Below are 22,790 nucleotides of genomic sequence, written 5' to 3' on the forward strand. Positions count from 1 at the left end.
CCGCCCCCCCCCGCTAAAAAACATAAACGTTTGGGCCGGCCCGGCCTGTTTTTTAAACCTCCCATAGTTTCAAAAAAACGGCGGGGCGCCGCCGTACCCCGCCCCCGCCGCGCGCAAGGCAGCCGCGCGCCTGCTTGCCACGGTTATAGACGCGAGGACGCCGCTCGACGGGCTGACCGACCAAGAGAACGGCCATCCGCAGTACAAGGCGCTCGACCTGCGCGACCGCGCCTTGGTGCGCGCCATTCTGGTCACCGCCCTGCGCTACCGCATGACCATATCAGGCCTTTTGGCCCGTCGCCTGGAAAAGCCGCTGCCGCCCAACGCCACGGCGCTTTCGCACATTTTGCATGTGGCGGCAGCGCAGATCCTGTTCCTCGATGTTCCCGACAGCGCCGCCGTCGACCTCGCCGTGACACACGCCAAGTCCGATCCGCGCACGGCGCGCTTTTCCGGCCTCGTCAACGGCGTGCTGCGCACGCTGGCGCGGGCCAAGCAGGACGAGCTCGCCGCAGCACGTGCCGCTACCGACGAGGCGCCAAAATGGTTTTCCGACCGTTTGAAAACGGTCTACGGCCTCGACAAGGCCAGGCAGATACTGCTCGCCCATCGCCATGAGGCACCGGTCGATTTCTCGGTCAAGTCGGACCCGGCGCTGTGGGCCGAACGGCTCGGCGGCTTTGTCTTGCCGACCGGCACGGTGCGGGTGGAAAAGCTCAGCGCTTCCGTGACCGAACTGCCCGGCTTTGGGGAAGGCGCCTGGTGGGTTCAGGATGCAGCGGCCAGCCTGCCGGCCCGGCTGTTCGGCGACATCAATGGTTTGCGAATCGCCGACCTCTGTGCCGCGCCGGGCGGCAAGACCGCCCAGCTGATCCTCGCCGGCGCCCACGTCACCGCGCTCGACATGTCCAAAACGCGGCTGGCACGGCTGACGCAGAACCTCGAACGGCTCGGTCTGGCCGCCGAGATCGTCCAGGCCGATCTGCTCAAATACGAGCCGAAGGACCTCTTCGACGCCGTCCTCCTCGACCCACCATGCTCTTCGACCGGGACGGTGCGGCGGCATCCCGACGTTCCCTGGACGAAGACGGCGGCCGACGTCGAAAAACTGGCCGACCTGCAACGCCGGCTGCTTGCCCGCGCCGTCACCCTGGTCAAGCCTGGTGGACGCATCGTCTTTTCCAACTGTTCGCTCGATCCGCTGGAAGGCGAAGAGCTCTATCGCGACTTTCTCGCCGGCAATGCGGAGATTGTCGACGACCCGCTTCGGCCGGGTGAGATCGCCGGCATCGACCCGTTTCTGACGCCGCAAGGCACGTTGCGCACCACGCCTGCCGATCTGGAGCTAGGCTCGCCGGGCCGCTCCGGGCTGGACGGCTTCTTCGCCGCCCGCATGCGCAGAGCCGGCTAAGGGACGATCTTGAAGTGCCGTCCGGCTTCATGGGGCGAGGAGGCATGGAAAACAGGCTGAACGGCCCCACCGCCGCGGAATTCGCCTTCGCACAAGTTCTTGAATCATATAAACTTGTGCTTGGGTGAGGACGATCAGGAGGGGTTTTGGCAATCGCTGCCGGTAACACGACGCGTCTGTGGACGCTTGTCGCGAGGGAGTTCTGGCGCAAGACGCGCCGGCGCTTGCGCGCCGGGCCACTCTATCGCTGGCGCTACTCAGGCCGCACGCCGGAGCGCGTCCTGATCGCCCCACCGGACCTGCGGCTCGCCGATCCTCAGATCGCGCTCGAGATCTATTACGGCCGCTATCCGCTTTCGGGGCATCTGGTCGAGACCGGCGGCAAATCGCCCTTCCAGATCGACGTGCCCAATCCCGGCTGGCAAAAAACGCTGCATGGCTTTCGCTGGCTGCGCCATATGCGTGCCGCCGGTACCGAGCTCGCCGCCGCCAACGCGCGGGCGTTGGTTTCCGACTGGATTGCAATCCATGGCAGCCATATTTCCGGCGTCGCCTGGGAGCCCGGCACGACGGCCAAGCGTGTCATTGCCTGGCTGCAGCATTCCTCGATCGTGTTGCAGGGCGCCGAATTTCCGTTCTACCGCGCGTTCTTGAAATCGCTCGCCGTCCAGATCCGCTATCTGCGCGCCATGGTGCGCGAGATGCCGGACGGCAAGGACAGGCTGCGCGCCCGCATTGCGCTGGCCTTTGCCGCTTTGTCGCTGCCGGCGCCGGCCTCGGCGCTACGCGGTGCTACCCGCAATCTCGCCGAGGAGCTCGACCGCCAGATCCTGCCTGACGGCGGCCATATCTCGCGTAATCCGATGACCGTGCTTGAAATCCTCGCCGACCTTCTGCCGTTGCGCCAGACATACGCCAATCAGGCCGAGACGCCGCCGGCCGCCCTGATCGGCGCCATCGACCGGATGCTGCCGGCACTGCGCTTCTTTCGCCATCAGGACGGCAGCCTTGCCCGCTTCAACGGCATGGGCGCCACCATTCACGACCGTATCGCCAGCATCCTGCATCACGACGACACCGCCGGCGCACCGTTGCTGCACGCGCCGCATTCGGGTTATGAGCGCCTGTCGATGGGCGGTGTCACTGTGATCGCCGATACCGGCCCGCCGCCCCTCGTCGACGTATCCAATGCCGCTCACGCCGGATGCCTCGCCTTCGAATTGTCGTCGGGCCGCCAGCACTATATCGTCAACGCCGGAATAGACACTTATGGCGCCGCCGAGTTCCGGCCGCTTGCCCGCGCCACCGCCGCCCACTCGACCGCCACCATCAACGACACGTCGTCGGCGCGCTTCAATCACTCCTTGCGCGTCAACGACCTGCTCGGCACGCCTTTGATCGGCGGGCCGCAGCATGTGCCTTGCAAGCGCACCGACCAGAAGGGCAGCCAGGGCTTCATCGCCCGCCATGACGGCTATGTGGCGCGCTTCGGCTTCCTGCATGAGCGCGAGCTGAAATTATCGACCGACGGCAATGTGCTTGCCGGCAGGGACCGTTTCCTGCGCCCGGGCGGCGCTTCTATCCGCAACAATGGCCGTGACTTCGTCACGGTGCGTTTCCATGTCCATCCCGATATAAGCCTGCTCCAGGATGAGCATGACCGTCTGGTGCTGGCCGCCGACCATGCCGACACCTGGGTGTTTACCTCTACCGAAGTGGTGCCCGAGGTCGAGGAATCGATCTATTTCGCAGGGCTTGGCGGCCCGCGCCGCAGCCGCCAGATCGTGCTTGCGTTCAAGGCCTCGGAAATTTCCGAGGTCCACTGGCAATTGACGCGCACCATCATCGCCGGCCGTCCGGAAAAAGCTGAAGCCGGTGGCAACGGCAGACACTGATCAAGTCTTGCGGCTTGATTTCCGGGCCTCATATGCTACGGCCCGCGGACGCTCCCAACCAGAACTGGAAAGGCCGCCAGCCCATGGCCGTCGCCGCCAAGAACATTCCCGCGCCCGACCTTGTACCCATCCGTCGCGCGCTCCTTTCCGTCTTTGATAAGACCGGCCTGATCGATTTCGCCAGGGCGCTGGCTTCGGCCGGCGTCGAGCTAGTCTCGACCGGCGGCACCGCAAGGGCCCTTGCCGAGGCGGGCATGGCGGTGCGCGACGTGTCCGAGCTCACCGGCTTTCCCGAGATCATGGACGGCCGCGTCAAGACGCTGCACCCGTCGGTGCATGGCGCACTGCTTGGCGTGCGCGACGATCCCGAGCACGCCGCAGCGATGCGCGACCACGGCATCGAGCCGATCGATCTCGTCATCTCCAATCTCTATCCGTTCGAAGAGGTGCGTCGCTCCGGCGCCGACTACGCGGCGATCGTCGAGAACATCGACATCGGCGGCCCGGCGATGATCCGTGCCTCGGCCAAGAACCACGCCTATGTCGGCATCGTCACCGATCCCGATGACTATGCCTCGGTGCTCAACGCGCTGGAGATGAATTTCGGGTCGTTGTCGCTGGATTTCCGCAAGAAGCTGGCAGCCAAGGCCTTTGCCCGCACCGCCACCTACGATGCGGCGATCTCGGGATGGTTCGCCGAGGCGCTTGAGATCGAGCATCCGACATGGCGCGCCTTCGGCGGCAAGCTGCAGTCGGTGATGCGCTATGGCGAAAACCCGCATCAGGGCGCCGGCTTCTATGTCAACGGCGACAGGCGGCCGGGCGTCGCCACGGCGCGCCAGCTTCAGGGCAAGCAGCTTTCCTACAACAACATCAACGACACCGACGCTGCCTTCGAGCTGGTCGGCGAGTTCGACCCGTCGCGCTCCGCAGCAATTGCCATCATCAAGCACGCCAACCCGTGCGGCGTCGCTGAGGACGCTTCGCTGCAGGCGGCCTATGCCAAGGCGCTGGCCTGCGACCCGGTCTCGGCCTTCGGCGGCATCGTCGCCATGAACCGCATCCTCGATGCCGGAACCGCCGAAGAGATCGTCAAGACCTTTACCGAAGTGATCATCGCACCGGAGGCGTCCGAAGAAGCAGTCCGCATCATTGCCGCCAAGAAGAACCTACGCCTGCTGGTCACCGGCGGCCTGCCCGACCCGCGCGCGGCGGGTCTTGGCTTGAAATCGGTTGCCGGCGGTTTGCTGGTCCAGGGCCGCGACAACGCGGTGGTGGATGACCTCGAGCTGAAAGTGGTGACCAGGCGCGCTCCGACGCCGGCCGAATTGGCCGATCTGAAATTCGCTTTTCGCGTGGCAAAGCACGTCAAGTCGAACGCCATCGTCTATGCCAGGGATGGCGCTACAGTCGGCATCGGCGCCGGCCAGATGAGCCGGGTCGATTCCTCGCGCATCGCGGCGCGCAAGGCGCTCGACGCGGCCGAGGCTGCCGGCCTGACGGAGCCTTTGACCAGGGGCTCGGTCGTCGCCTCGGATGCCTTTTTCCCGTTCGCGGATGGGCTTTTGTCGGCAATCGAAGCCGGCGCCACAGCCGTCATCCAGCCCGGCGGCTCGATGCGCGACGACGATGTCATCGCCGCCGCCGACGCTCACGGCATTGCCATGGTCTTCACCGGAGTGAGGCATTTCCGGCATTGAACGCCTTACCCTCCCGCTGTGGGAGAAGGCAAGAGCAGCTCACTGCGCCGGCCGATCCGCCGGATAGGGCGTGCCGATCAGGATCGCCATGCCGGCGCCAAGGAACAGCACGATCGCCGCCATGCCGAGCCGCGCCGAGCCGCTGGCCAGGGTGATCGTGGCCACCATGAAGGGTGCGGCAAAACTGGTTGCCCGGCCGGCCAGCGCATAGATGCCGAAATAGCGGCCCGATTCGGCTGCGGTGACGCTGCGCGCCATGTAGGAGCGCGACGATGCCTGCACCGGCCCGAAGGCAAGCCCGATCAGCAGGCCGTAGAAAATGTAGGCTTTTTCCGCCGCCGTGCCGAACAATCCGCCACCATCCAGTCCGGGCATCACCCAGGCGCCGAACAGCGTATAGCCCGGTCCGGTCGAAACGATGCCGAGCGTAGCGATGCTCAGCATGACCAGCGAAATCATCACTATGGTCTTGGAACCCAGTGCTGTGTCGAGGCGTGCGGCAACCAGGCAGCCGACGATGGCAACGACGTTGAGGATGATGCCGAACAGGCCGATCTCGGTAATCGACCAATGGAACATTGCCGCCGCAAACGTTCCGCCCAGCGCCAGCAGTGCGTTGACGCCGTCCTGATAGATCATGCGGGCGACGAGAAAGCGAAAAATGCCGCTGCGCTTGCGCACTTCGGCCAGCGTCGACTTCAGTTCCGATAGTCCCTCGCGCACCGCCGGCCCGATTGGAATGCCTTTGATCGCATCAGGCGTGAAGAAGAACATCGGCAGGATGAACAGGAAATACCAGGCGGCCGATAACGGCCCAGTAGCGCGCGCGTCCTCGCCGAGCCTGGGGTCGAGGCCGAAGATCGGGTCGAGCCCAACGACGGTCTTGCCAGTTTCAGGCGAGCCGGCCATGACGGTAACGACGAAGATCAGTGCGATCATGCCGCCGAGATAGCCGAGTCCCCAGGCCATGTTCGAGATCCTGCCGATGTCGCTCTTCGGCACCAGGCGGGGCATCATCGAATCATTGAACACAGTCGAGAATTCCGCCGCGACCGACGCCAGCGAGAACAACGCCACGACCAGAAAAAGATTAGAGCCGGGCGCGGCGAACCACAGCAGGGTGAGGCAGGTGATTTTAACCGCGGCGAAGAAGGCTATCCACGGTTTGCGTGGTCCGGTCTGATCGGCGATCGAGCCGAGGACCGGCGACAAAACGGCAATGACGAGGCCGGCGGCGGCAATGCCGTAGCCCCAGGCCGCTTGCCCGGTCTCCGGATTGCTGGCCATGCGCGAGACGAAATAAGGACCGAAGATGAAGGTGGTAACGACCGTGAAAAACGGCTGTGCCGCCCAGTCGAACAGCATCCATCCCCAGATGCCGCGTCCCGATGCCCGCTGCACTGCCATCTCAGCCATGTCCCCTCCGCTGGAGCTTGCTCCATGCCGATCGAATCGGAATGACGCTCCGTCTTCTTGTTGAGCACGATCTTGTCCAAAAGCCGATCGTCACTTTTTGGGATCATGCTCCGGCGCCCCCCAACGCTGGGCGCCGTTCGCTCAAGAGCGCAGTTCTTCCCGGCAATCCCGCGCGATGTGGAAGACGTCTCACAGCTGCGTCAGATCACTCATCAGGCCGGACGCCACCGACAGCCGCGACACGGTGATGTCGCCGCCCTCGGTCAGAGCCTGCAGCCGCTCGCGGATGCGTCCGACCCGTTCGCCGCCGGCCTCCAACCATGCTGTCACCGGATCCGCCGCCTCGGCATGACTAGTGAGTGCCGCCACGGCGATGCCGCGCCTGGCCCCGCCGATCGTGTCGGTGGCGCGGGAAAGCGCCAGTTGATCGTAATAATCCGAGGGCGTGATCGAGCGCGCCGCATCTTCGACGCGCGGTATGCGGAAGACATCGCTGACTGCAAAAAACGCCTTGGCGGCAGCGACGATGCCGGCATTTGCCGTCCGCGCCGTCAGCGCAATGTCGGGGATGAGTTCCGCCACATCGGTCAACGCCAGTTGTTCGGCAAGGCTCTCAGGCGCGCCGCCCTTCGACAGGCTGTGCCGCCGCTCCTCGATCCGCTCGCGCGAGAAGGCCGGCAGCAGCGAAACGAGCTTCGGCTCCAGCGCCTTGCGCGCATCCTGCAACTCGGCGATTCGCTGCCCGAGCGGTGCGGTGCCGGCATCATTCTTCAGGGACCAGCCGCTGGTCACATAGATCAGCCGGCTGACCGCCTGATAGAGGTCGAGCTGGATCTGCCCGTCGATCTGGTTATCGAGTGCATCGATCTGGCGATAGAGCGCCGGCAGTGCAAAGCCATCCCGCACCACGGCGAAGGTGCGCACGACATCGGCGGCACTGCGCCCGGTCGCTTCCTGCAGCCTGTTGACGAAGGACGGGCCGCCGCGATTGACCAGATCATTGGCGACGACACGGGCGATGATCTCGCGGCGCAGGCGATGGCCGTGGATTTCCGCCGCATATTTCTTTGCCATGCGGTCGGGAAAGTAACCCATCAGGTCGCGGTCGAAATGCGGATCGTCCGGCACGTCGCTGGCGACGATATCGGAAAACAGCACGATCTTGGCATAGGCAAGCAGCACGCCGAGCTCGGCCCGGGTGAGCGGCTCGCCGCGCGCTTCGCGCTCGGCAAGAGCCGCAGGCGACGGCAGCGTCTCGACGGCACGGTCGAGCAGCCCGCGCGCCTCGAGCGCCGCCATGAAGCGGCTCTGATGGGCAATGTCGGCAAGGCCGCGCTTGCGAGCAAGGGACAGCGCCAGCGTCTGCTGGTAATTGTTGGACAGCACCAGGGCGCTGACCTCGTCGGTCATCTCGGCCAGCAATTTGTTGCGCGACGGTCGCGTCAGCGATCCCTTCCGCATGGCGGAAGCCAGCGCGATCTTGATGTTGACCTCGACGTCTGAGCAGTTCACGCCGCCCGAATTGTCGATCGCATCTGAGTTGCAGCGGCCGCCATTCAATCCGAATTCGATGCGCGCCCGCTGCGTGACGCCGAGATTGGCGCCTTCACCGATGACCTTGGCACGCAGGTCGAGCGCGGTGATGCGGATCGCGTCATTGGCACGGTCGCCGACGTCCTGGTTGGTCTCGCCCGATGCCCTGACATAGGTGCCGATGCCGCCGAACCACAAAAGATCTGCCGGCGCCTTGAGGATGGCACTCATGATCTCGACCGGCGTGGCCGTTGTCTTGCCGAGGCCGATAGCTGCGGCCGCGGCGGCCGGCAAGGTGATCGACTTCTGGCTGCGCGAGACGATGATGCCGCCTTCGGACAGCTTCGTCTTGTCGTAATCCTGCCAGCTTGAGCGGGCGAGAGCGAACATACGCCGGCGCTCGGCCATCGAAGCCGCCATGTCGGGATCGGGATCGATGAAGATGTCGCGATGATCGAAGGCGGCGATCAGCCGGGTCTGCTCCGACAGCAGCATGCCGTTGCCGAACACGTCGCCCGACATGTCGCCAACGCCGACGACGGTGAACGGCGCGGTTTGGATGTCGCGGTTCATCTCGCGGAAATGCCGCTTGACCGCTTCCCAGGCGCCCTTGGCGGTGATGCCCATCTTCTTGTGGTCGTAGCCGGCCGAACCGCCGCTGGCGAAAGCGTCGTCGAGCCAGAAGCCGTGCCTTTCGCTGATGGCGTTGGCGATGTCCGAGAAGGTCGCCGTGCCCTTGTCCGCGGCGACGACGAAATACGGATCATCCTGATCGCGCCGCACGACGCCGGCTGGCGGGATGACGCCGTCCAGCCCGATATTGTCGGTGATCGACAACAGGCTGGAAACGTAATTCTTGTAGGCGGCCGTGCCGGCCTCGAAAATTGCGTCGCGCCCGGCGCTCATCGGCAGCTTTTTCGGGTAGAAGCCGCCCTTGGCGCCAACCGGCACGATCACCGCATTCTTGACCTGCTGTGCCTTGACCAGGCCGAGCACCTCGGTGCGATAGTCCTGCGCACGGTCCGACCAGCGCAGGCCGCCGCGCGCGACCGGGCCGAAGCGCAGATGCACACCCTCGACCTCGGAGCCGTAGACGAAGATCTCCCGCCATGGCCGCGGCGCCGGCAGCCCGTCGACCGATTGCGAATCGAGCTTGATCGCCAGCGATTGGCCTTTCTGTTTCGTATCGGCAACGAAATGATTGGTGCGCAGCGAGGCTTCGACCAGATTCAGATAACGGCGGATGATGGTGTCGTCGTCAATGTTGGGAACGTCTTCCAGCGCATCCGTGATCTTGGCTTTCAGATGTTTGGCCTGAACGACGCCTTCCGTCTCGGCCGTCGGGCTGAGGCGGGCGACAAACAGCGCATGCAGGCCGCGGGCGATCTCGGGATAACGGTTGAGTGCGGCGGCGATGAAATCCTGGCTCTGCGGGATGCCGGCCTGCTGCAGATAGCGGCCATAGGCGCGCAGGACGGTGATCTCGCCCGACCACAGGCCGGCGGTCTGGGCAAGGCCGTTATAGCCGTCATTGTCGACATCGCCGCGCCAGACGGAAAGGAACGCATCCTCGAACAGCGCGCCGCCATTGCCGAGGTCGATCGGCCTGCCGTAGCTGTTCTCGAGTTCCATGTCGTGGATGAAGACCATGCCGGATTGAATGTCGCCGACCTCGAAAGTGCGCTCGCTGATGACGCGGAAACCGATGTTTTCCAGCACGGGCACGCGCCGCGACAGCGCCACCGGGCTGCCATGGTGATAGATCTTCAGCGCCGCCTGATGCGGCTTCTGGACGGTGTGACGGTAATAGTCGATGGCGATCGGATTTGACGCATCGAGCTTGGCGATGCGCCCGGCGTCGGCCAGCGCCACGGCCGGCGGAAAACTGTCGCGATAACTTTCCGAAAAACGCGAGGCGATGGCCGTGAGTCTCGCATCGGCGCCGGTCTCTGTCGCGGTCTCGCGCAGTGCATCGTCCCAGGTCCGTACGATGTCGCGGATCGCCGCCTCGATCGTCGCCTGCTCGACCTTCGGCGTCCTGCCGCCGGAGCGGCCGATGATGAAATGGACGCGCGCCAGCCCGCCTTCCGGGAAGGCCGGATAATAGGCCGACAGCCGGCCTTCGAAGACGGTCTTCAGATAGGTGCCGATCTTCTCGCGCACGACGCTGTCGTAGCGGTCGCGCGGCACGAAGACGAGCACGGAGACGAAGCGGTCGAACTGGTCGACACGCACCAATGCCCTGACGCGCGGTCGCTCGATCAAGCCCAGTATGGCTTCGGCATGCTTGCGCAGGATCGGCACCGAAACCTGGAACAGCTCGTCGCGCGGATAGCTCTCCAGCACGTTGATCAAAGCTTTGCCGGAATGGTCGCTTGGATTGAAGCCGGATTTGGCAATGACGGTTTCCGCCTTCGAGCGCAGGTAGGGGATTTTCATCACCGAGCGCGTATAGGCAGTCGAGGTGAACAGGCCGACGATACGGAGCTCGCCTGAAAGCACGCCTTTGCCGGTGTAGGTCTTGACGCCAATGTAGTCGAGGTAGATGCGGCGGTGCACCGATGACTTGGCGTTGGCCTTGGTGACGATCAGCGGTTCCGGCCCATGCAGGAAGGCACGGATTTCCGGGGTCGTGCTCACCGCTTCGGTGCCGCGCCTGAGCACCAGCACGTCGGGATCGGAAAGGATGCCGAGGCCGGGCTTTTCGGCGCGCTCGAGCATGCCGCTCGTCTCGCCGCCAGTGTAGTTGAATTCGCGCATGCCGAGAAAGGTGAAATTGTCGTCGCGCAGCCATTCGAGGAAGGCGATCGCCTCGGTGACATGGGCCTTGTCGAGCGGCACTGGCGAGTAGCGGAATTCCGAGATCGCCTGGTCGAGGCGGGCAAGCATCGGCTTCCAGTCGGTGACGGCGGCTCGCACCTGGCCGAGCAGCTTCGTCAGGCGTGCGGCCAGGCCTTCGGCCTGCTCGGCCGAAAGGCGGCCGATATGGACATGGATGACGCTCAGTCGGTCATGGCTGTGGTCGCCCTTGGCATAACCGCCATCGCCGAGGATTTCCTCGACGCCGTTCTTGCCGTGCCTGACGACTATGACCGGATGGGTAACCAGCAGCGGCTCGCCGGCGCTTTCTGTAATCTCGCCGAGGACGGAATCGAACAGGAACGGCATGTTGTCGTTGACGACGGTGATCACCGTCATCGGCCGGCCCTGGCGGACGACACCGGAATCAACGTCTATGGCAACGACGCAGTCGTCCTTCTTGTGCCTGGCCACTGCGCGGCCGGCGAGTTCGGCAGCGCGTTCGAGATCGATGACGTCGTAGGCGGCGACATCTTCGGCCGGAGCTCGGGCCAGCAAGTAGTCGGCAAGCCTGCCGGGCTTTTCGCCACCCGCGGCTTCACCCCTCGTCACGCCGGCCTTTTTCAACCGGCTCGCTGACTTTACGCTGGCCATGAGTCCCTCCCGTCACATGTTTTTGCGGCTATGCTAACAGATGACGGGTATTTGGCGACAAAGGTTTGACGGCTTGCGACGAAATGTCGGAATTCACCGGCAGCCTGGCGAAAACGAGGAGAAATCCGCCATGACGGAGAAAATTACCGCGCTTGACCTGGCACCGGCGGAGCTGAGCGACGCGACCAAGGCCTATTTCGCCAAGTGCCGGGAGAAGCTCGGCCTCGTTCCCAATGTGCTGCTCGCCTATGCCTTCGACGAGAAGAAGCTGCGCGCTTTCACCGACATGTACAATGATTTGATGCTGGGTGAATCCGGCCTGTCGAAACTCGAGCGCGAGATGATCGCGGTGGCCGTCTCGTCGGTCAACCATTGCTACTATTGCCTGGTCGCGCATGGCGCGGCGGTGCGCCAGCTTTCCGGCGACCCGGCCTTCGGCGAGATGATGGTGATGAATTTTCGCGCCGCCGAGCTGTCGGACAGGCAACGCGCCATGCTCGAATTCGCGGTGAAGCTGACCGAGCAGCCGGCAAAGATCGTCGAAGCGGACCGGGCGGCGCTGCGGCAAGTCGGCTTTTCCGACCGCGACATCTGGGACGTCGCCTCGACCGCGGCGTTCTTCAACATGTCGAACCGGCTGGCATCGGCAATCGACATGCGGCCGAACGATGAATACCATGCGATGGCGCGATAGGGCACCGCCGTTGCGAGCCAACCGCACATTATATTAGCTACTTCGCATTCTCGTTGCTTGTTTGCCGGTTTGGTCCGATGATCGGCATGCGGCATGACCGCATGCCGGTTCGATGCCGCCGATCAAAGGAGGAGAACATGGCGAAATTTCTCTACGTCTATCACGGCTCGGGCAAGATGCCGACCGAGGAGGCCGAACGGAAGGCAGCGATGGATGCCTGGAACGGCTGGTACGGCAAGCTTGGCTCAGCCGTGGTCGATGGTGGCAATCCAGTCGGCATGTCGAAGACCCTGCTGCCCGGCGGCAAGGTCGAGAACAATGGCGGTAGCAATCCGACCGCCGGTTACACCATCATCGAAGCGAAAGACATCGACGATGCCGTCGGCAAAGCCAAGGATTGTCCTATCCTGACGGACCCGGGTTTCAGCGTCGAGATTGCGCCGATAATCGAAATGGGTTGACGCGCCGGCTCAGGACCGCGCCGCGATAGCCGCCGCAGCGCCGGCCATGGTTCCGGCGCTGACGCGGTTGGCGATCTTCATCGCCCGCTTGCTTTTGAGCAGCTTGCGCGCCTGTGATGCGGCGAGCACCCAGGTCAAATCGATAGCGACCAGGACAACGGCCATGGTCGCGGTCAGCTCGACCCAGCCGATCATGCTGACCGAACCGAGGTCGATGATGGCCGGCAGCAGCGCCAGGTAGAACATCATGATCTTGGGATTGCCGAGCGTCACCGCCATGCCGGCAAAGAACAGTCTGACGGGCGAATCTTCGCGCGGCAGCGCGCCTTCCTTGGCCTCGACCGGTGCCGTCCACATCTTCCAGGCCAGCCAGCCGAGATAGGCGACGCCGACCCACTTCACGACGACAAAGGCAAAGTGGAACGTCTGCGCCACCACGGCGAGGCCAAACACCGCCAGGGACAGCCAGATCGCTTCGCCGATCCACATGGCAAGCAGGAACGGAAACACGTCGCGAAACCCTTTCGAGATGACCCGCGCCACAAGAGCGGCGATCGATGGGCCGGGCGAGCCGGCTGCAACAAGCAGGGCGCCGGCAAAAATCAGCAGCGACGTGAAATGCATGACGCGGTCTCGTTTGAAATGTTTGGGTCGTTCAACATAACCCAACTGTTCCGGCGACGGTAGCGTCTACCGAAAGAAGGCTTGTCGGCCAGGCACCTCACGGCTAGAGATGTCGTTCCGAAATCTTTTCCGAGCTTCACTTTGCCTACGTAACCGCCGGTCTCGTCAACTCCCCCAACACAGAGCAGGGCGTCGCAGTCGCGATGCCTGTTTTCACATCATGTGTTCCTCGGGTGGCGGTTCGAGACCGGTTTGGCACTGCTGAACCGCTGTCGCGCATAACCACCCGCGACACCTGATTTCCGACTGCCGCAGTCTCTCGCCACGCCGTGCCCGCAAGGGTTCTCGATATCGCCGATCTGACGAACTTCCCGACGGGAAGGGCTTTTCGGCATGCCTTCGATACTGCGTATCCGCTGGGCGATCACACCCAAGACCGCACCTCGACCTCACCTCAACTGCAATCGCTGCGGCAGCTTGAAAGCCTATCGCTGCAGCGGCAAATTCCGCGTCAATGCCAATGGCAAGCGCATTGACGCCTGGTTGATCTACCGCTGCATCGACTGCGACAATTCCTGGAATTTCGGCATTCTGGAGCGCTGCAGCCGCCGCGATATCGAACCGGCAATATTGCAGGCGCTCGAAAGCAACGATCCGGTCCTGGCGCGGCGCCATGCCTTCGATGTTGCCGCATTGCGAAGCAGGATCGGGCGCGTCGAGGAGTTTCCTGAAGCCATCGTTCATAAGCAGGTGCTCGGGGACAGGCCGGAAAATACCAGCGCTCTCGAACTTCAGCTCTGGCTCGAAATGCCGACAACGCTGCGGCTCGACCGGTTGCTGGCCAGCGAACTCGGTGTCCCGCGATCGCGGCTACAGGTTTGGGAAGAGAAACGATTGCTGGTCATTGGTCCGGACGGGGGCAAAGCCTTGCGCAAGCCGGCTCGAGCGGGAACGACGATCCGCGTCTATCTCGTCGGCGAGCCCGACCGGGAAGCCATCATCTCGGCTGCCGGCGGATGAAACAACGAGGGAAGGGAGCACACGAGTGCTCCCTTCCCTCGTTGTTGTAGACTACAAGAAAGAAACTTGCGCCGCGCCGACCACTTTCGCCGATTTCCCGAAACGCAATCCTAAGCTGTTTCCAAATCCTTGGCATTTTTCCTTCGGTGAAACGCGCCAAGGAATCGCAAGGGAAGAGTAAGCATCGATAGATTGGGATGTGCCTTGCGCATCATTTTCCATGCGTAACGGTCTGCCTGCCGTTCCTGATCAGGATCCTGTCCAGATTCGACATGCTGCAGCGCGTGGTGTCCTTACCTCATGATAGAGCGTTTTCTCGATCATGAATCTCCGAACTACGTTCCCAATCCTGTGCTCGGATGGGCGTCGCCAGACAATCTCGATGACCGATACCGCCTGGAGGTAGGTACCGGCGAATTCGGGCTCGGGAGGTTCCGGGATTATGTAGATTCGCGAAATGCCAACCAGATCGGCTTCAGGTACATTTGCCAGCCAGCGGCCAACGTGCCGAGAGGCTTCAAAGCGACTGTCGAGCTTGCCATGCTCCAGAACAATGATGCCGCCGACCGAAGACCGCCGCCAGTCGTCCATTGCAAAGCGGACGATGCTGCGGAGCGCAGCTCGCATGAGGGGAGTTATCGGTCTTGCGAGCGAAGCCGACATATATCGTCGGGATGCGTCTTCGTTGATATCGTGCAGAGCAGTAGCGAGGCCCGCCACAAGCGTTGCGATTTCGTGATGGGAAACCTTGCCTAGATCGATCCTTGCAAGTTCGTGCTCGATCGCTGGCAATACTGCATTGCCAAATCCAACAAGATTCTTGTGAGCAACGAGCCTTCGCCGCATGTCATCTTGCATAAGGCTCCGGACGAAAGCCAGAACGGCATTTCCCACACCCGTTTCCCCGCCTTTACCCACAGCTAAACTACCGTGACAAAGAAGGAGAGAGCGAAAATATCATGGTATTGCGACGACTCCGCTGTAGCCTCTGAAGAGACACTGAGCGGCCGGCGCCACATTCCTTCTGGCGACAAGCCGTGTCCGCTCAGCGGGAAGGAACGCGTGTTTCGCCCCTCCATTCCGCCCAGAATAAAAGCTCTTACGCCGCGCCGACCACTTTCGCTGACTTCTCAAAACGCTTGCGCTCGTTCGGATCGAGATAGAGCTTGCGCAGGCGGATGGTCTTCGGCGTCACTTCGACCAGCTCGTCGTCCTGGATCCAGGCCAGCGCGCGTTCCAGCGTCATGCGGATCGGCGGTGTCAGCTTCACCGCCTCGTCCTTGCCGGCGGCGCGGATGTTGGTCAGCTTCTTGCCCTTGAGCACGTTGACTTCGAGGTCGTTGTCCCTGGAATGGATGCCGATGATCATGCCCTGATAGACCTTGACGCCGGGGTCGATGACCATCGGGCCGCGGTCTTCCAGGTTCCACATGGCGTACGCCACCGATTCACCCTGTTCGTTGGAGATCAGCACGCCGTTGGTACGGCCCGGCAGCTCACCCTTGTAAGGTTCATAGGCATGGAACAGCCGGTTCATCACAGCGGTGCCGCGCGTGTCGGTCAACAGTTCCGACTGGTAGCCGATCAATCCGCGCGTCGGTGCGTGAAAGACGATGCGCTGGCGATTGCCGCCCGAAGGGCGAAGCTCGACCATCTCGGCCTTGCGCTCCGACATCTTCTGCACGACGACGCCGGCATGCTCCTCGTCGACGTCGATGACGACTTCCTCGACCGGCTCCAGTAATTCGCCGCTGTCGCCCTTCTGCATGACAACGCGCGGCCGCGACACGGCGATCTCAAAACCTTCGCGGCGCATCGTCTCGATCAGCACGGCCAGCTGCAATTCGCCGCGGCCGGAGACGAAGAACGAATCCTTATCCGGCGATTCCTCGATCTTCAGCGCGACATTGCCTTCGGCCTCGCGCAGCAGGCGGTCGCGGATGACGCGGCTGGTCACCTTGTCGCCTTCGGTGCCGGCCAGCGGCGAATCATTGACCAGGAACGACATCGTCACGGTCGGCGGATCGATCGGCTGCGCATGCAGCGGTTCCGTCACCGACGGGTCGCAGAAGGTGTCGGCGACGGTGCCCTTCGACAGGCCGGCAATAGCGACGATGTCGCCCGCCTGCGCCTCGTCGATGGGCTGGCGCTCGAGCCCGCGGAAAGCGAGGATCTTCGAAATGCGGCCGGTTTCGACCTGGGTGCCGTCATGGTGCAGCACCTTGACAGCCTGGTTGGATTTCAGCGTGCCGGATTCGATACGGCCGGTGATGATGCGGCCGAGGAACGGATTGGCTTCCAGGATGGTGCCGATCATGCGGAACGGGCCGGGATGAACGGTCGGCGCCGGCACGTGCTTGATGACGAGGTCGAACAGCGGCGCCAGAGCCTGGTCCTTCGGACCTTCGGGGTTTTCCGAGACCCAGCCGTCGCGGCCTGAACCATAAAGGATAGGGAAGTCGAGCTGCTCGTCGGTGGCGTCAAGTGCTGCAAAAAGATCGAACACCTCGTTGACCACTTCGACGTGACGGGCATCGGGCCGGTCGATCTTGTTGATGACGACGATCGGCTTCAGTCCAACCTTGAGCGCCTTGCCGACGACGAATTTGGTCTGCGGCATCGGCCCCTCGGCGGCGTCGACCAGCACGATGGCCGAATCCACCATCGACAGAATGCGCTCGACCTCGCCGCCGAAGTCGGCGTGGCCGGGCGTGTCGACGATGTTGATGCGGGTGTCCTTCCAGTCGACCGAGGTCGCCTTGGCCAGGATGGTGATGCCGCGTTCCTTTTCGAGGTCGTTCGAATCCATGGCGCGCTCGGCGACGCGCTGGTTGTCGCGGAACGAGCCGGACTGTTTCAGAAGCTGGTCGACAAGGGTGGTTTTTCCATGGTCGACGTGCGCGATGATCGCGATATTGCGGATTTTCATGTTTCGGTCTCGGGAGCGTTGCAGGCAGCAGGCCAAAAGGCGCTGCCTCTTTCGGTTGGGCGGCTCATACAGGGTTTTTCGCAATTGCGAAAGAGGAGGCGAGCCACCAAATAAAGTCACCAAATCTTAAATGTCTTGGTGTGAAGTGGAATTATTAACCAAGGCGGAACCTTTCATGGTCCGGACAGTTCGAATTTCATGATCGAGATAGGCATCAAACTCCGGCCGATTTTGGCATGTACCGCGCTCGCCGTCCTCCTCGCGGCCGGCGCGGCGCAGTCGGCGGCGTCGTTCAAGGAGACGCGGTCTGCTTTGCCGTCCGACAAGCCGTCGGCGGAGCAGCTTTTTGCCGATGCTCCCGATGGCGTCGATCCGGTGGTGACCGGGCCGGTCAGCGCCGCCTTCAAGCAGCGGCAGCAAAATGCCGGATGCGACAGCGCCGTCTGGCCCAACATTCCCGTCGTCTGCTATCCCGATTGATATACGCCCTACCCTCGGGCTGGCCCGAGGGTAGTGGCGCCGTCGCTCACGCCGACCGCACCGGATCGAGCGTGACCTTGTAGAGTTCGCTGTCGTCGCGATCCATCAGCCGCACCGTCAACTGCTCGGTGGCGCCATCGATTTCGACGAGCCCGAAGAACTGCAGGCCGGCCGAAGGCGCCAGGTTTTGACCCTGTTCGGCAGTTGGTGCCTTTATGAACTTCAGCTCCGGGCCGAATGTCATATCGAAACCATTAGGCCCGAACGTGCCGGAATGGATCGGACCCGAAACGAATTCCCAAAACGGATTGAAGTCCTGGAACTGCGCCTTGTCCGGATTGTAGTAGTGCGCGGCTGTGTAATGCACGTCTGCGGTGAGCCAGACAGTGTTGCTGATACCCGCATTCTTTATATAGCGAAGAAGGTCGGCAATTTCCAGCTCACGCCCTTTGGCCGGGCCATTGTCGCCATTGCTGACCGCCTCGGCCCCTACCTTCTTGGTGCCGTCGTTCCAGACGACGAGGCCGAGCGGCATGTCGGCGGCGATGATTTTCCAGGTTGCGTTGGAATTCGCCAGTTCACGCTTCAGCCATTTGATCTGCTGTTCACCGAGGATGCGCGATTGCGGCGTCATCGTCTCCTGCATATCCGGACCGTTGGGGCCGCGGTAGGAACGCATGTCGAGGAAGAACACGTCGAGCAGCGGACCATAGGCGATCTTGCGGTAGACGCGGCCGGGCTCCGACGGCTCGTAACGGATCGTCGTCATTTCGTGGAAGGCGCGCGCCGCACGTGCCGTCAGCACATGGATGGATTTTTCAGTGTAGCGATCGTCGGCGCTCAGGTCCTTCGAGTCCGACCAGTTGTTCAGCACCTCGTGGTCATCCCACTGATAGAAGGTCGGACAGATGGCGCTGAGCGCCAGCACATGCCTGTCCATCATGTTGTATTTCCACTGCGCCCGGTATTCGTCCAGCGTCTCGGCAACCTTGCGCTTCTCGTCGATCAGCACTTTGTTTTTCCACTTGCCGCCGTTGGGCAGGTCGACCTCGTCCTTCATCGCACCATCGGCATAGATCGTATCGCCCGAATGCAGGAAGAAGTCGGGCGTGTGCTTGGCAATGGTGGCGTAGGTCTTCATGCCGGTCTCGTCGATGCCCCAGCCTTGGCCGGCGGTGTCGCCCGACCAAGCAAAGCGAATGTCGCGCTTCGAGGCAGGTGCCGTGCGGAAGCGGCCGACGACCGGCTCGGAAACGGCGTTGATGTCGGCAAGATCGGCCGCGACCATGCGGTAGAAGATGTCCTGGTCGGAGGCGAGATCGGTAAGCAGCCGCTTCACCGTATAATCGCTGGCCGGCGAGGTATCGAGCGGCGCCAGGCGGACGGCATTGGTGAAGCTTTCGGTCGGCGACACCTCGAACATGACGCGCGACGGCCGGTCGGTGCGTGTCCAGACCATGCCGCTGGTGGCGTCGACGTCGCCGGACTGGATGCCATGGGTGAAAGCCGGGCGCTGATTGGCGCGCGAGTAATAGGGAAGCGCCAGGCCCGAGGCGCCGACCAGGCCAACGGCGCTGGCCGACGTGACGAAAGCGCGCCGCGTCATCGAAATCTTGTTCATGGCTGTCTCCTGGATGGCATTGAACGTCGCCGCCAAGCTCCAGCTTCAATGTTTCAGGCACATTTCGAAACGATGAAGGTTTCGTAACAACCAACAGGAGCGCTAGCTCTTTCCTTCTCCCCTTGTGGGAGAAGGTGGATTGGCGCGCAGCGCCAAGACGGTTGAGGGGTGCTGGACGGAGTGCCGGCGGTTCCAAGCTGGAACACCCCTCATCCGGCCGAGCTTCGCTCGGCCACCTTCTCCCACAAGGGGAGAAGGGAAAGCCGCACCGTTGGCGCACCCCTAAGCCGCTTGCGGTTCCGGGTCGAACGCCTGGCGGCTGGTGTTGATCAGCAGCGAAATGCAGGCGGCGGCAATCGCGGTCATGCCTGCTATCATGAAGGCAAGCTCGTAATTGCCTTGCAGCTCGCGCATGGTGCCGCCGAAGAAGGCCGCTGTCGCGGCGCCAACCTGATGGCCTGCGACGATCCAGCCGAAGACGATCGGCCCGCTGCGGTCGCCGAACGCCTCGTTGGAAAGCCTGAGCGTCGGCGGCACCGTGGCGATCCAGTCCAGTCCGTAAAACACGGCGAAGATGATCAGGCTGGTCGCCGAGAAGCCGGAATAGGGCAAATAGATCAGCGACAGGCCGCGAATACCGTAATAGACGCCGAGCAGCTTGCGCGGGTCGAAACGGTCGGTGAGCCAGCCCGACAGCGTCGTGCCGATAAGATCGAAGATGCCCATCATCGAGAGCAGGCCTGCAGCCTGCACTTCGCCAATGCCCATATCGCCGCAAAAGGCGATCAGGTGAGTGCCGACCAACCCGTTGGTGGTGAAGCCGCAGACGAAGAAAGTGGCGAACAGATACCAGAACACGCGCGTGCCGGCGGCGCGGCGCAGCGTGCTCAGCGTGTGCGAAAGGAAATTGCCTTGCGAGGCTGGCGGCACCGGCGGCACGTCGTCGGCATCGGCGCCATAGCGGACCATGCCGATCGACGCCGGGCGCTCCGGCACCAGCATATAGACCAGCGGCACCAGGCAGGCGGTGGCCACGGCAATGGCGATGGCGACCGGCTTCCAGCCGCCCGACTGGGCGAGCGAGGCGAGCAGCGGCAGGAAGACCAGCAGCCCGGTGGCACTGGACGCCGACATCAGTCCCATCACCAAGCCGCGATTGGTCTTGAACCAGCGGTTGACGATGGTCGCGCCGAGCACGGTGGCGACGGCGCCCGAGCTGACGCCGGAAAACACGCCCCAGGTGAGGAGCAGATGCCACGGTTTGGTCATCAACAGGCTGAGCGCGGTCGATCCCGACATCAACAGCAGCGCGGCAAGCAAGGTGCGGCGCAGCCCGATCCGCTCCATCAGCGCCGCGGCAAACGGCCCGGTCAGGCCATAGAGGAAGATGCCGGTGGCCGCCGCCAGCGACACCACGTCGCGCCGCCAGCCGAAACTGTTCTCCAGCGGCAGCATCATGACTGCCGGCGCCGAACGCAGGCCCGCTGCGATCAGCAGGCAAAGGAAGATGACGGCGACCACTACGAAAGCGTAGCGCTGGCCAAACGGGCGGGATTGAGCTATCATGTTACTGACCGGTACGTTGCGGGAGCGCGAAACATACGTACCGACCGGTAACATTGTCAACCAGCTAACCGGCAGACCAGGCATGAAAAGCATTGAACCAACGATCAAGGCGAATGACGCACCCCCGCCTCGCGCCGCCGAACGGATTCTCCAGGTGGCGCGAGACCTGTTCTACCGGCAAGGCATCAGGGCGATCGGCGTCGACGAGATCGTGCGGCGTGCCGGCGTCACCAAGCCCAGCCTCTACCGCAGCTTTCCGTCCAAGGATGAGCTGGCCGCATCCTATCTTCGGCACTATGACCTCGAATTCTGGGAGCGCTTCGACGAGGCGGTGAATGCCCATCCCGGCGATCCGCGCGCGCAGATCGTCGCCTTCCTGACGCGTGTCGGCAAGCGTACGCAAAAGCCCGACTATCGCGGCTGCGGCATGACCAATGCCGCGGTCGAATATCCCGAACATGGCCATCCGGCCCGTGTGGTGAGCGAGGCCAACAAGCAGGAATTGCGCCGGCGCTTGCGTGCCATGGCGGCAGAGATGGGCGCCGGCGACGCCGACACGCTGGGCGACGGGCTGCTGCTCCTGATCGAGGGCGCCTATATCAGCGGCCAGCTGTTCGGTGTCGGCGGGCCGGCGCAGTCGGTGGCCCGCAACGCCGATCTTCTGATAGAGGCAAGTTTGAAGAAATAGTGTTCCGTTTTACCAGACCACTGTGCGCAGCCTGACTTCCTCTAGGCTGCTGCTAAATTTGACGGTACGCTGCGCCCCCCGAACTGAGTTGTTCCGCCATGCGCGCTCTCTTGATCCCGCTTGCCCTCGCCGGTTTCTGCCAGGCGGCCCGGGCCGGCGACATATCCAGCGTCTATACCGATCTCGATTGGGAGAAGGACTGCGTCACCTATGCCCAAGCGGAAGAAGGCGACGGGGACTGGGCCGATCTCGCCTGTTCGGGCTACCGCGGTTACCCGGTGCTGGTTTCCTACGACGATGCGCGGGAATCGCTGTTCTACGGCTTTCCACCTGGCGATATGACCACGGTCTGGGAAAGCTTTTCCGGCCTCAATTCGGCTGGACCCAAAGTCGAGTGGCGGATCGAAACCAACGGCAAAACTGCCATTCCCTTCGCCGTCATTCATCGTCGCTCGATCAGCGATACCGAGGGCGAGAACAAGTCGACGGAAGTGCTGATCGTCGCCAAGGTTGCCCAGCCTGACGCCCACGAAGGCTGCACGATCGGCCTTGTGCTCGCCACCGGCAATCCCGCCGCCAACGATCAGGCGCGCAAGCTTGCCGACGAGAAGGCACGCACCTTCGCCTGCGGCAAGGACAAGCGTGAGGTGCTTGGCGACGCGCCCGCTTTCGGCCGCGTCGACAACTGATTATTTGTGATTATTTGCGCCCGACAATTACTTGCGCCTGGCCCGCTCGATTGCCTCGACGATCATCTTCTTGGCATAGGCCGCATCGTACCAGCCTTCGATCTTGACCCATTTGCCGGGTTCGAGATCCTTGTAGTGCTCGAAAAAGTGCTGCACTTGCTGACGGGTGATGTCGGGCAATTGCGTGTATTCGTGGACGTCCTCGTAACGCAAGGTCAGCTTGGGTGAAGGCACCGCGATCACCTTCTCGTCCTGGCCGGCATTGTCCTCCATCACCAGCACGCCGATCGGCCGCACATTGATGACGCAGCCTGGCACCAGCGCGCGCGTGTTGCAGACTAGCACGTCGATCGGGTCGCCGTCGCCCGACAGCGTATGCGGTACGAAACCGTAATTGCCGGGATAACGCATCGACGTGTGCAGAAAGCGGTCGACGAACAGGGTGCCGGCTTCCTTGTCCATCTCGTACTTGATCGGCTCGCCGCCGATCGGCACCTCGATTATGACGTTGACGTCCTCGGGCGGGTTCTTTCCGCTGGCAATCGCTTCGATACGCATCGCTTTATCCCTCTCTCGATTGGAGATCGATAGCGGGCGACGGCGAATGGTG

General features: G+C 62.9%; 17 protein-coding genes and 1 pseudogene. 9 read left to right on the forward strand and 9 right to left on the reverse strand.

The window, feature by feature from the left end:
* Positions 1–103 precede the first annotated feature (103 nt).
* From NKI58_RS12910 to purH, 3 genes and pseudogenes are all read left to right on the forward strand, one after another.
* Positions 104–1,411: pseudogene (locus tag NKI58_RS12910) on the forward strand (RsmB/NOP family class I SAM-dependent RNA methyltransferase); the annotation flags it as partial.
* Positions 1,412–1,557: 146 nt separating this feature from the next.
* The gene (locus NKI58_RS12915; protein ID WP_352569506.1) at positions 1,558–3,306 is read left to right on the forward strand and encodes a heparinase II/III family protein; all 1,749 of its coding nucleotides are present in this window, start codon (positions 1,558–1,560) and stop codon (positions 3,304–3,306) included.
* An 83-nt stretch (positions 3,307–3,389) separates the two neighbouring features.
* Entirely contained in the window at positions 3,390–5,006 is a 1,617-nt protein-coding gene (gene purH / locus NKI58_RS12920) for a bifunctional phosphoribosylaminoimidazolecarboxamide formyltransferase/IMP cyclohydrolase (RefSeq protein ID WP_352569505.1), read from the forward strand.
* Between the two features lie 39 nt (positions 5,007–5,045).
* Here purH and NKI58_RS12925 read toward each other — a convergent pair whose 3' ends face one another.
* Together NKI58_RS12925 and NKI58_RS12930 are read right to left on the reverse strand one after the other, a co-directional pair.
* Positions 5,046–6,422 (reverse strand): MFS transporter, encoded by a 1,377-nt coding sequence (locus NKI58_RS12925; protein ID WP_352782989.1) that lies wholly within the window; start codon positions 6,420–6,422, stop codon positions 5,046–5,048.
* Between the two features lie 189 nt (positions 6,423–6,611).
* On the reverse strand, positions 6,612–11,408 hold the full coding sequence (locus NKI58_RS12930; RefSeq protein WP_352782987.1) for an NAD-glutamate dehydrogenase: 4,797 nt from the start codon (positions 11,406–11,408) through the stop codon (positions 6,612–6,614).
* Between the two features lie 130 nt (positions 11,409–11,538).
* Between NKI58_RS12930 and NKI58_RS12935 the strand changes: the two genes are divergently transcribed.
* On the forward strand, positions 11,539–12,102 hold the full coding sequence (locus NKI58_RS12935) for a peroxidase-related enzyme (protein ID WP_352574595.1): 564 nt from the start codon (positions 11,539–11,541) through the stop codon (positions 12,100–12,102).
* Positions 12,103–12,239: 137 nt separating this feature from the next.
* A complete protein-coding gene (locus tag NKI58_RS12940; protein ID WP_023678126.1) occupies positions 12,240–12,563 on the forward strand; it encodes a YciI family protein in 324 nt (107 codons plus the stop codon).
* A gap of 9 nt (positions 12,564–12,572) precedes the next feature.
* Here NKI58_RS12940 and NKI58_RS12945 read toward each other — a convergent pair whose 3' ends face one another.
* Positions 12,573–13,187 (reverse strand): LysE family translocator, encoded by a 615-nt coding sequence (locus NKI58_RS12945; RefSeq protein WP_352853319.1) that lies wholly within the window; start codon positions 13,185–13,187, stop codon positions 12,573–12,575.
* Between the two features lie 393 nt (positions 13,188–13,580).
* Between NKI58_RS12945 and NKI58_RS12950 the strand changes: the two genes are divergently transcribed.
* On the forward strand, positions 13,581–14,207 hold the full coding sequence (locus tag NKI58_RS12950) for a DUF1062 domain-containing protein (RefSeq protein ID WP_352574594.1): 627 nt from the start codon (positions 13,581–13,583) through the stop codon (positions 14,205–14,207).
* Positions 14,208–14,258: 51 nt separating this feature from the next.
* Here NKI58_RS12950 and NKI58_RS12955 read toward each other — a convergent pair whose 3' ends face one another.
* The 3 genes from NKI58_RS12955 to typA all read right to left on the reverse strand — a co-directional run bounded on the left by NKI58_RS12955 (position 14,259) and on the right by typA (position 17,136).
* The gene (locus tag NKI58_RS12955; protein WP_352853321.1) at positions 14,259–14,429 is read right to left on the reverse strand and encodes a hypothetical protein; all 171 of its coding nucleotides are present in this window, start codon (positions 14,427–14,429) and stop codon (positions 14,259–14,261) included.
* 27 nt (positions 14,430–14,456) lie between these two features.
* Entirely contained in the window at positions 14,457–15,101 is a 645-nt protein-coding gene (locus NKI58_RS12960; RefSeq protein WP_352853323.1) for a hypothetical protein, read from the reverse strand.
* Positions 15,102–15,306: 205 nt separating this feature from the next.
* Positions 15,307–17,136, reverse strand: a complete 1,830-nt coding sequence (gene typA, locus NKI58_RS12965; RefSeq protein WP_023678130.1) for a translational GTPase TypA — start codon at positions 17,134–17,136, stop codon at positions 15,307–15,309.
* Between the two features lie 198 nt (positions 17,137–17,334).
* Here typA and NKI58_RS12970 point away from each other — a divergent pair, with 198 nt between their 5' ends.
* Entirely contained in the window at positions 17,335–17,616 is a 282-nt protein-coding gene (locus NKI58_RS12970) for a hypothetical protein (protein ID WP_352451242.1), read from the forward strand.
* Positions 17,617–17,662: 46 nt separating this feature from the next.
* Here the strand turns inward: NKI58_RS12970 and NKI58_RS12975 are convergent, their stop codons facing one another.
* Positions 17,663–19,237 (reverse strand): alkaline phosphatase D family protein, encoded by a 1,575-nt coding sequence (locus NKI58_RS12975; protein ID WP_023678132.1) that lies wholly within the window; start codon positions 19,235–19,237, stop codon positions 17,663–17,665.
* Between the two features lie 282 nt (positions 19,238–19,519).
* Entirely contained in the window at positions 19,520–20,803 is a 1,284-nt protein-coding gene (locus tag NKI58_RS12980; RefSeq protein WP_352574591.1) for an MFS transporter, read from the reverse strand.
* Between the two features lie 82 nt (positions 20,804–20,885).
* On the opposite strand from NKI58_RS12980, the gene NKI58_RS12985 reads away from it, so the two are divergent.
* Both NKI58_RS12985 and NKI58_RS12990 read left to right on the forward strand, forming a co-directional pair.
* Positions 20,886–21,491, forward strand: coding sequence for a TetR/AcrR family transcriptional regulator (locus tag NKI58_RS12985; protein WP_352574589.1), 606 nt, complete (start codon positions 20,886–20,888; stop codon positions 21,489–21,491).
* Positions 21,492–21,589: 98 nt separating this feature from the next.
* The gene (locus NKI58_RS12990) at positions 21,590–22,180 is read left to right on the forward strand and encodes a hypothetical protein (RefSeq protein WP_352569497.1); all 591 of its coding nucleotides are present in this window, start codon (positions 21,590–21,592) and stop codon (positions 22,178–22,180) included.
* Between the two features lie 27 nt (positions 22,181–22,207).
* Here the strand turns inward: NKI58_RS12990 and ppa are convergent, their stop codons facing one another.
* On the reverse strand, positions 22,208–22,738 hold the full coding sequence (gene ppa / locus NKI58_RS12995) for an inorganic diphosphatase (protein WP_352451245.1): 531 nt from the start codon (positions 22,736–22,738) through the stop codon (positions 22,208–22,210).
* Between the last annotated feature and the right edge of the window lie 52 nt (positions 22,739–22,790).

The organism is Mesorhizobium sp. M0522 (assembly GCF_040321085.1).
In the GTDB taxonomy this organism is placed as follows: Bacteria; Pseudomonadota; Alphaproteobacteria; order Rhizobiales; family Rhizobiaceae; genus Mesorhizobium.

Coding starts and splice junctions, on each gene's coding strand:
- purH (WP_352569505.1), top strand. CDS start 3,390: ATGGCCGTCGCCGCCAAGAACATTCCCGCGCCCGACCTTGTACCCATC.
- NKI58_RS12925 (WP_352782989.1), bottom strand. CDS start 6,422: ATGGCTGAGATGGCAGTGCAGCGGGCATCGGGACGCGGCATCTGGGGA.
- NKI58_RS12930 (WP_352782987.1), bottom strand. CDS start 11,408: ATGGCCAGCGTAAAGTCAGCGAGCCGGTTGAAAAAGGCCGGCGTGACG.
- NKI58_RS12935 (WP_352574595.1), top strand. CDS start 11,539: ATGACGGAGAAAATTACCGCGCTTGACCTGGCACCGGCGGAGCTGAGC.
- NKI58_RS12940 (WP_023678126.1), top strand. CDS start 12,240: ATGGCGAAATTTCTCTACGTCTATCACGGCTCGGGCAAGATGCCGACC.
- NKI58_RS12945 (WP_352853319.1), bottom strand. CDS start 13,187: ATGCATTTCACGTCGCTGCTGATTTTTGCCGGCGCCCTGCTTGTTGCA.
- NKI58_RS12950 (WP_352574594.1), top strand. CDS start 13,581: ATGCCTTCGATACTGCGTATCCGCTGGGCGATCACACCCAAGACCGCA.
- NKI58_RS12955 (WP_352853321.1), bottom strand. CDS start 14,429: ATGGAAAATGATGCGCAAGGCACATCCCAATCTATCGATGCTTACTCT.
- typA (WP_023678130.1), bottom strand. CDS start 17,136: ATGAAAATCCGCAATATCGCGATCATCGCGCACGTCGACCATGGAAAA.
- NKI58_RS12970 (WP_352451242.1), top strand. CDS start 17,335: ATGATCGAGATAGGCATCAAACTCCGGCCGATTTTGGCATGTACCGCG.
- NKI58_RS12975 (WP_023678132.1), bottom strand. CDS start 19,237: ATGAACAAGATTTCGATGACGCGGCGCGCTTTCGTCACGTCGGCCAGC.
- NKI58_RS12980 (WP_352574591.1), bottom strand. CDS start 20,803: ATGATAGCTCAATCCCGCCCGTTTGGCCAGCGCTACGCTTTCGTAGTG.
- NKI58_RS12985 (WP_352574589.1), top strand. CDS start 20,886: ATGAAAAGCATTGAACCAACGATCAAGGCGAATGACGCACCCCCGCCT.
- NKI58_RS12990 (WP_352569497.1), top strand. CDS start 21,590: ATGCGCGCTCTCTTGATCCCGCTTGCCCTCGCCGGTTTCTGCCAGGCG.
- ppa (WP_352451245.1), bottom strand. CDS start 22,738: ATGCGTATCGAAGCGATTGCCAGCGGAAAGAACCCGCCCGAGGACGTC.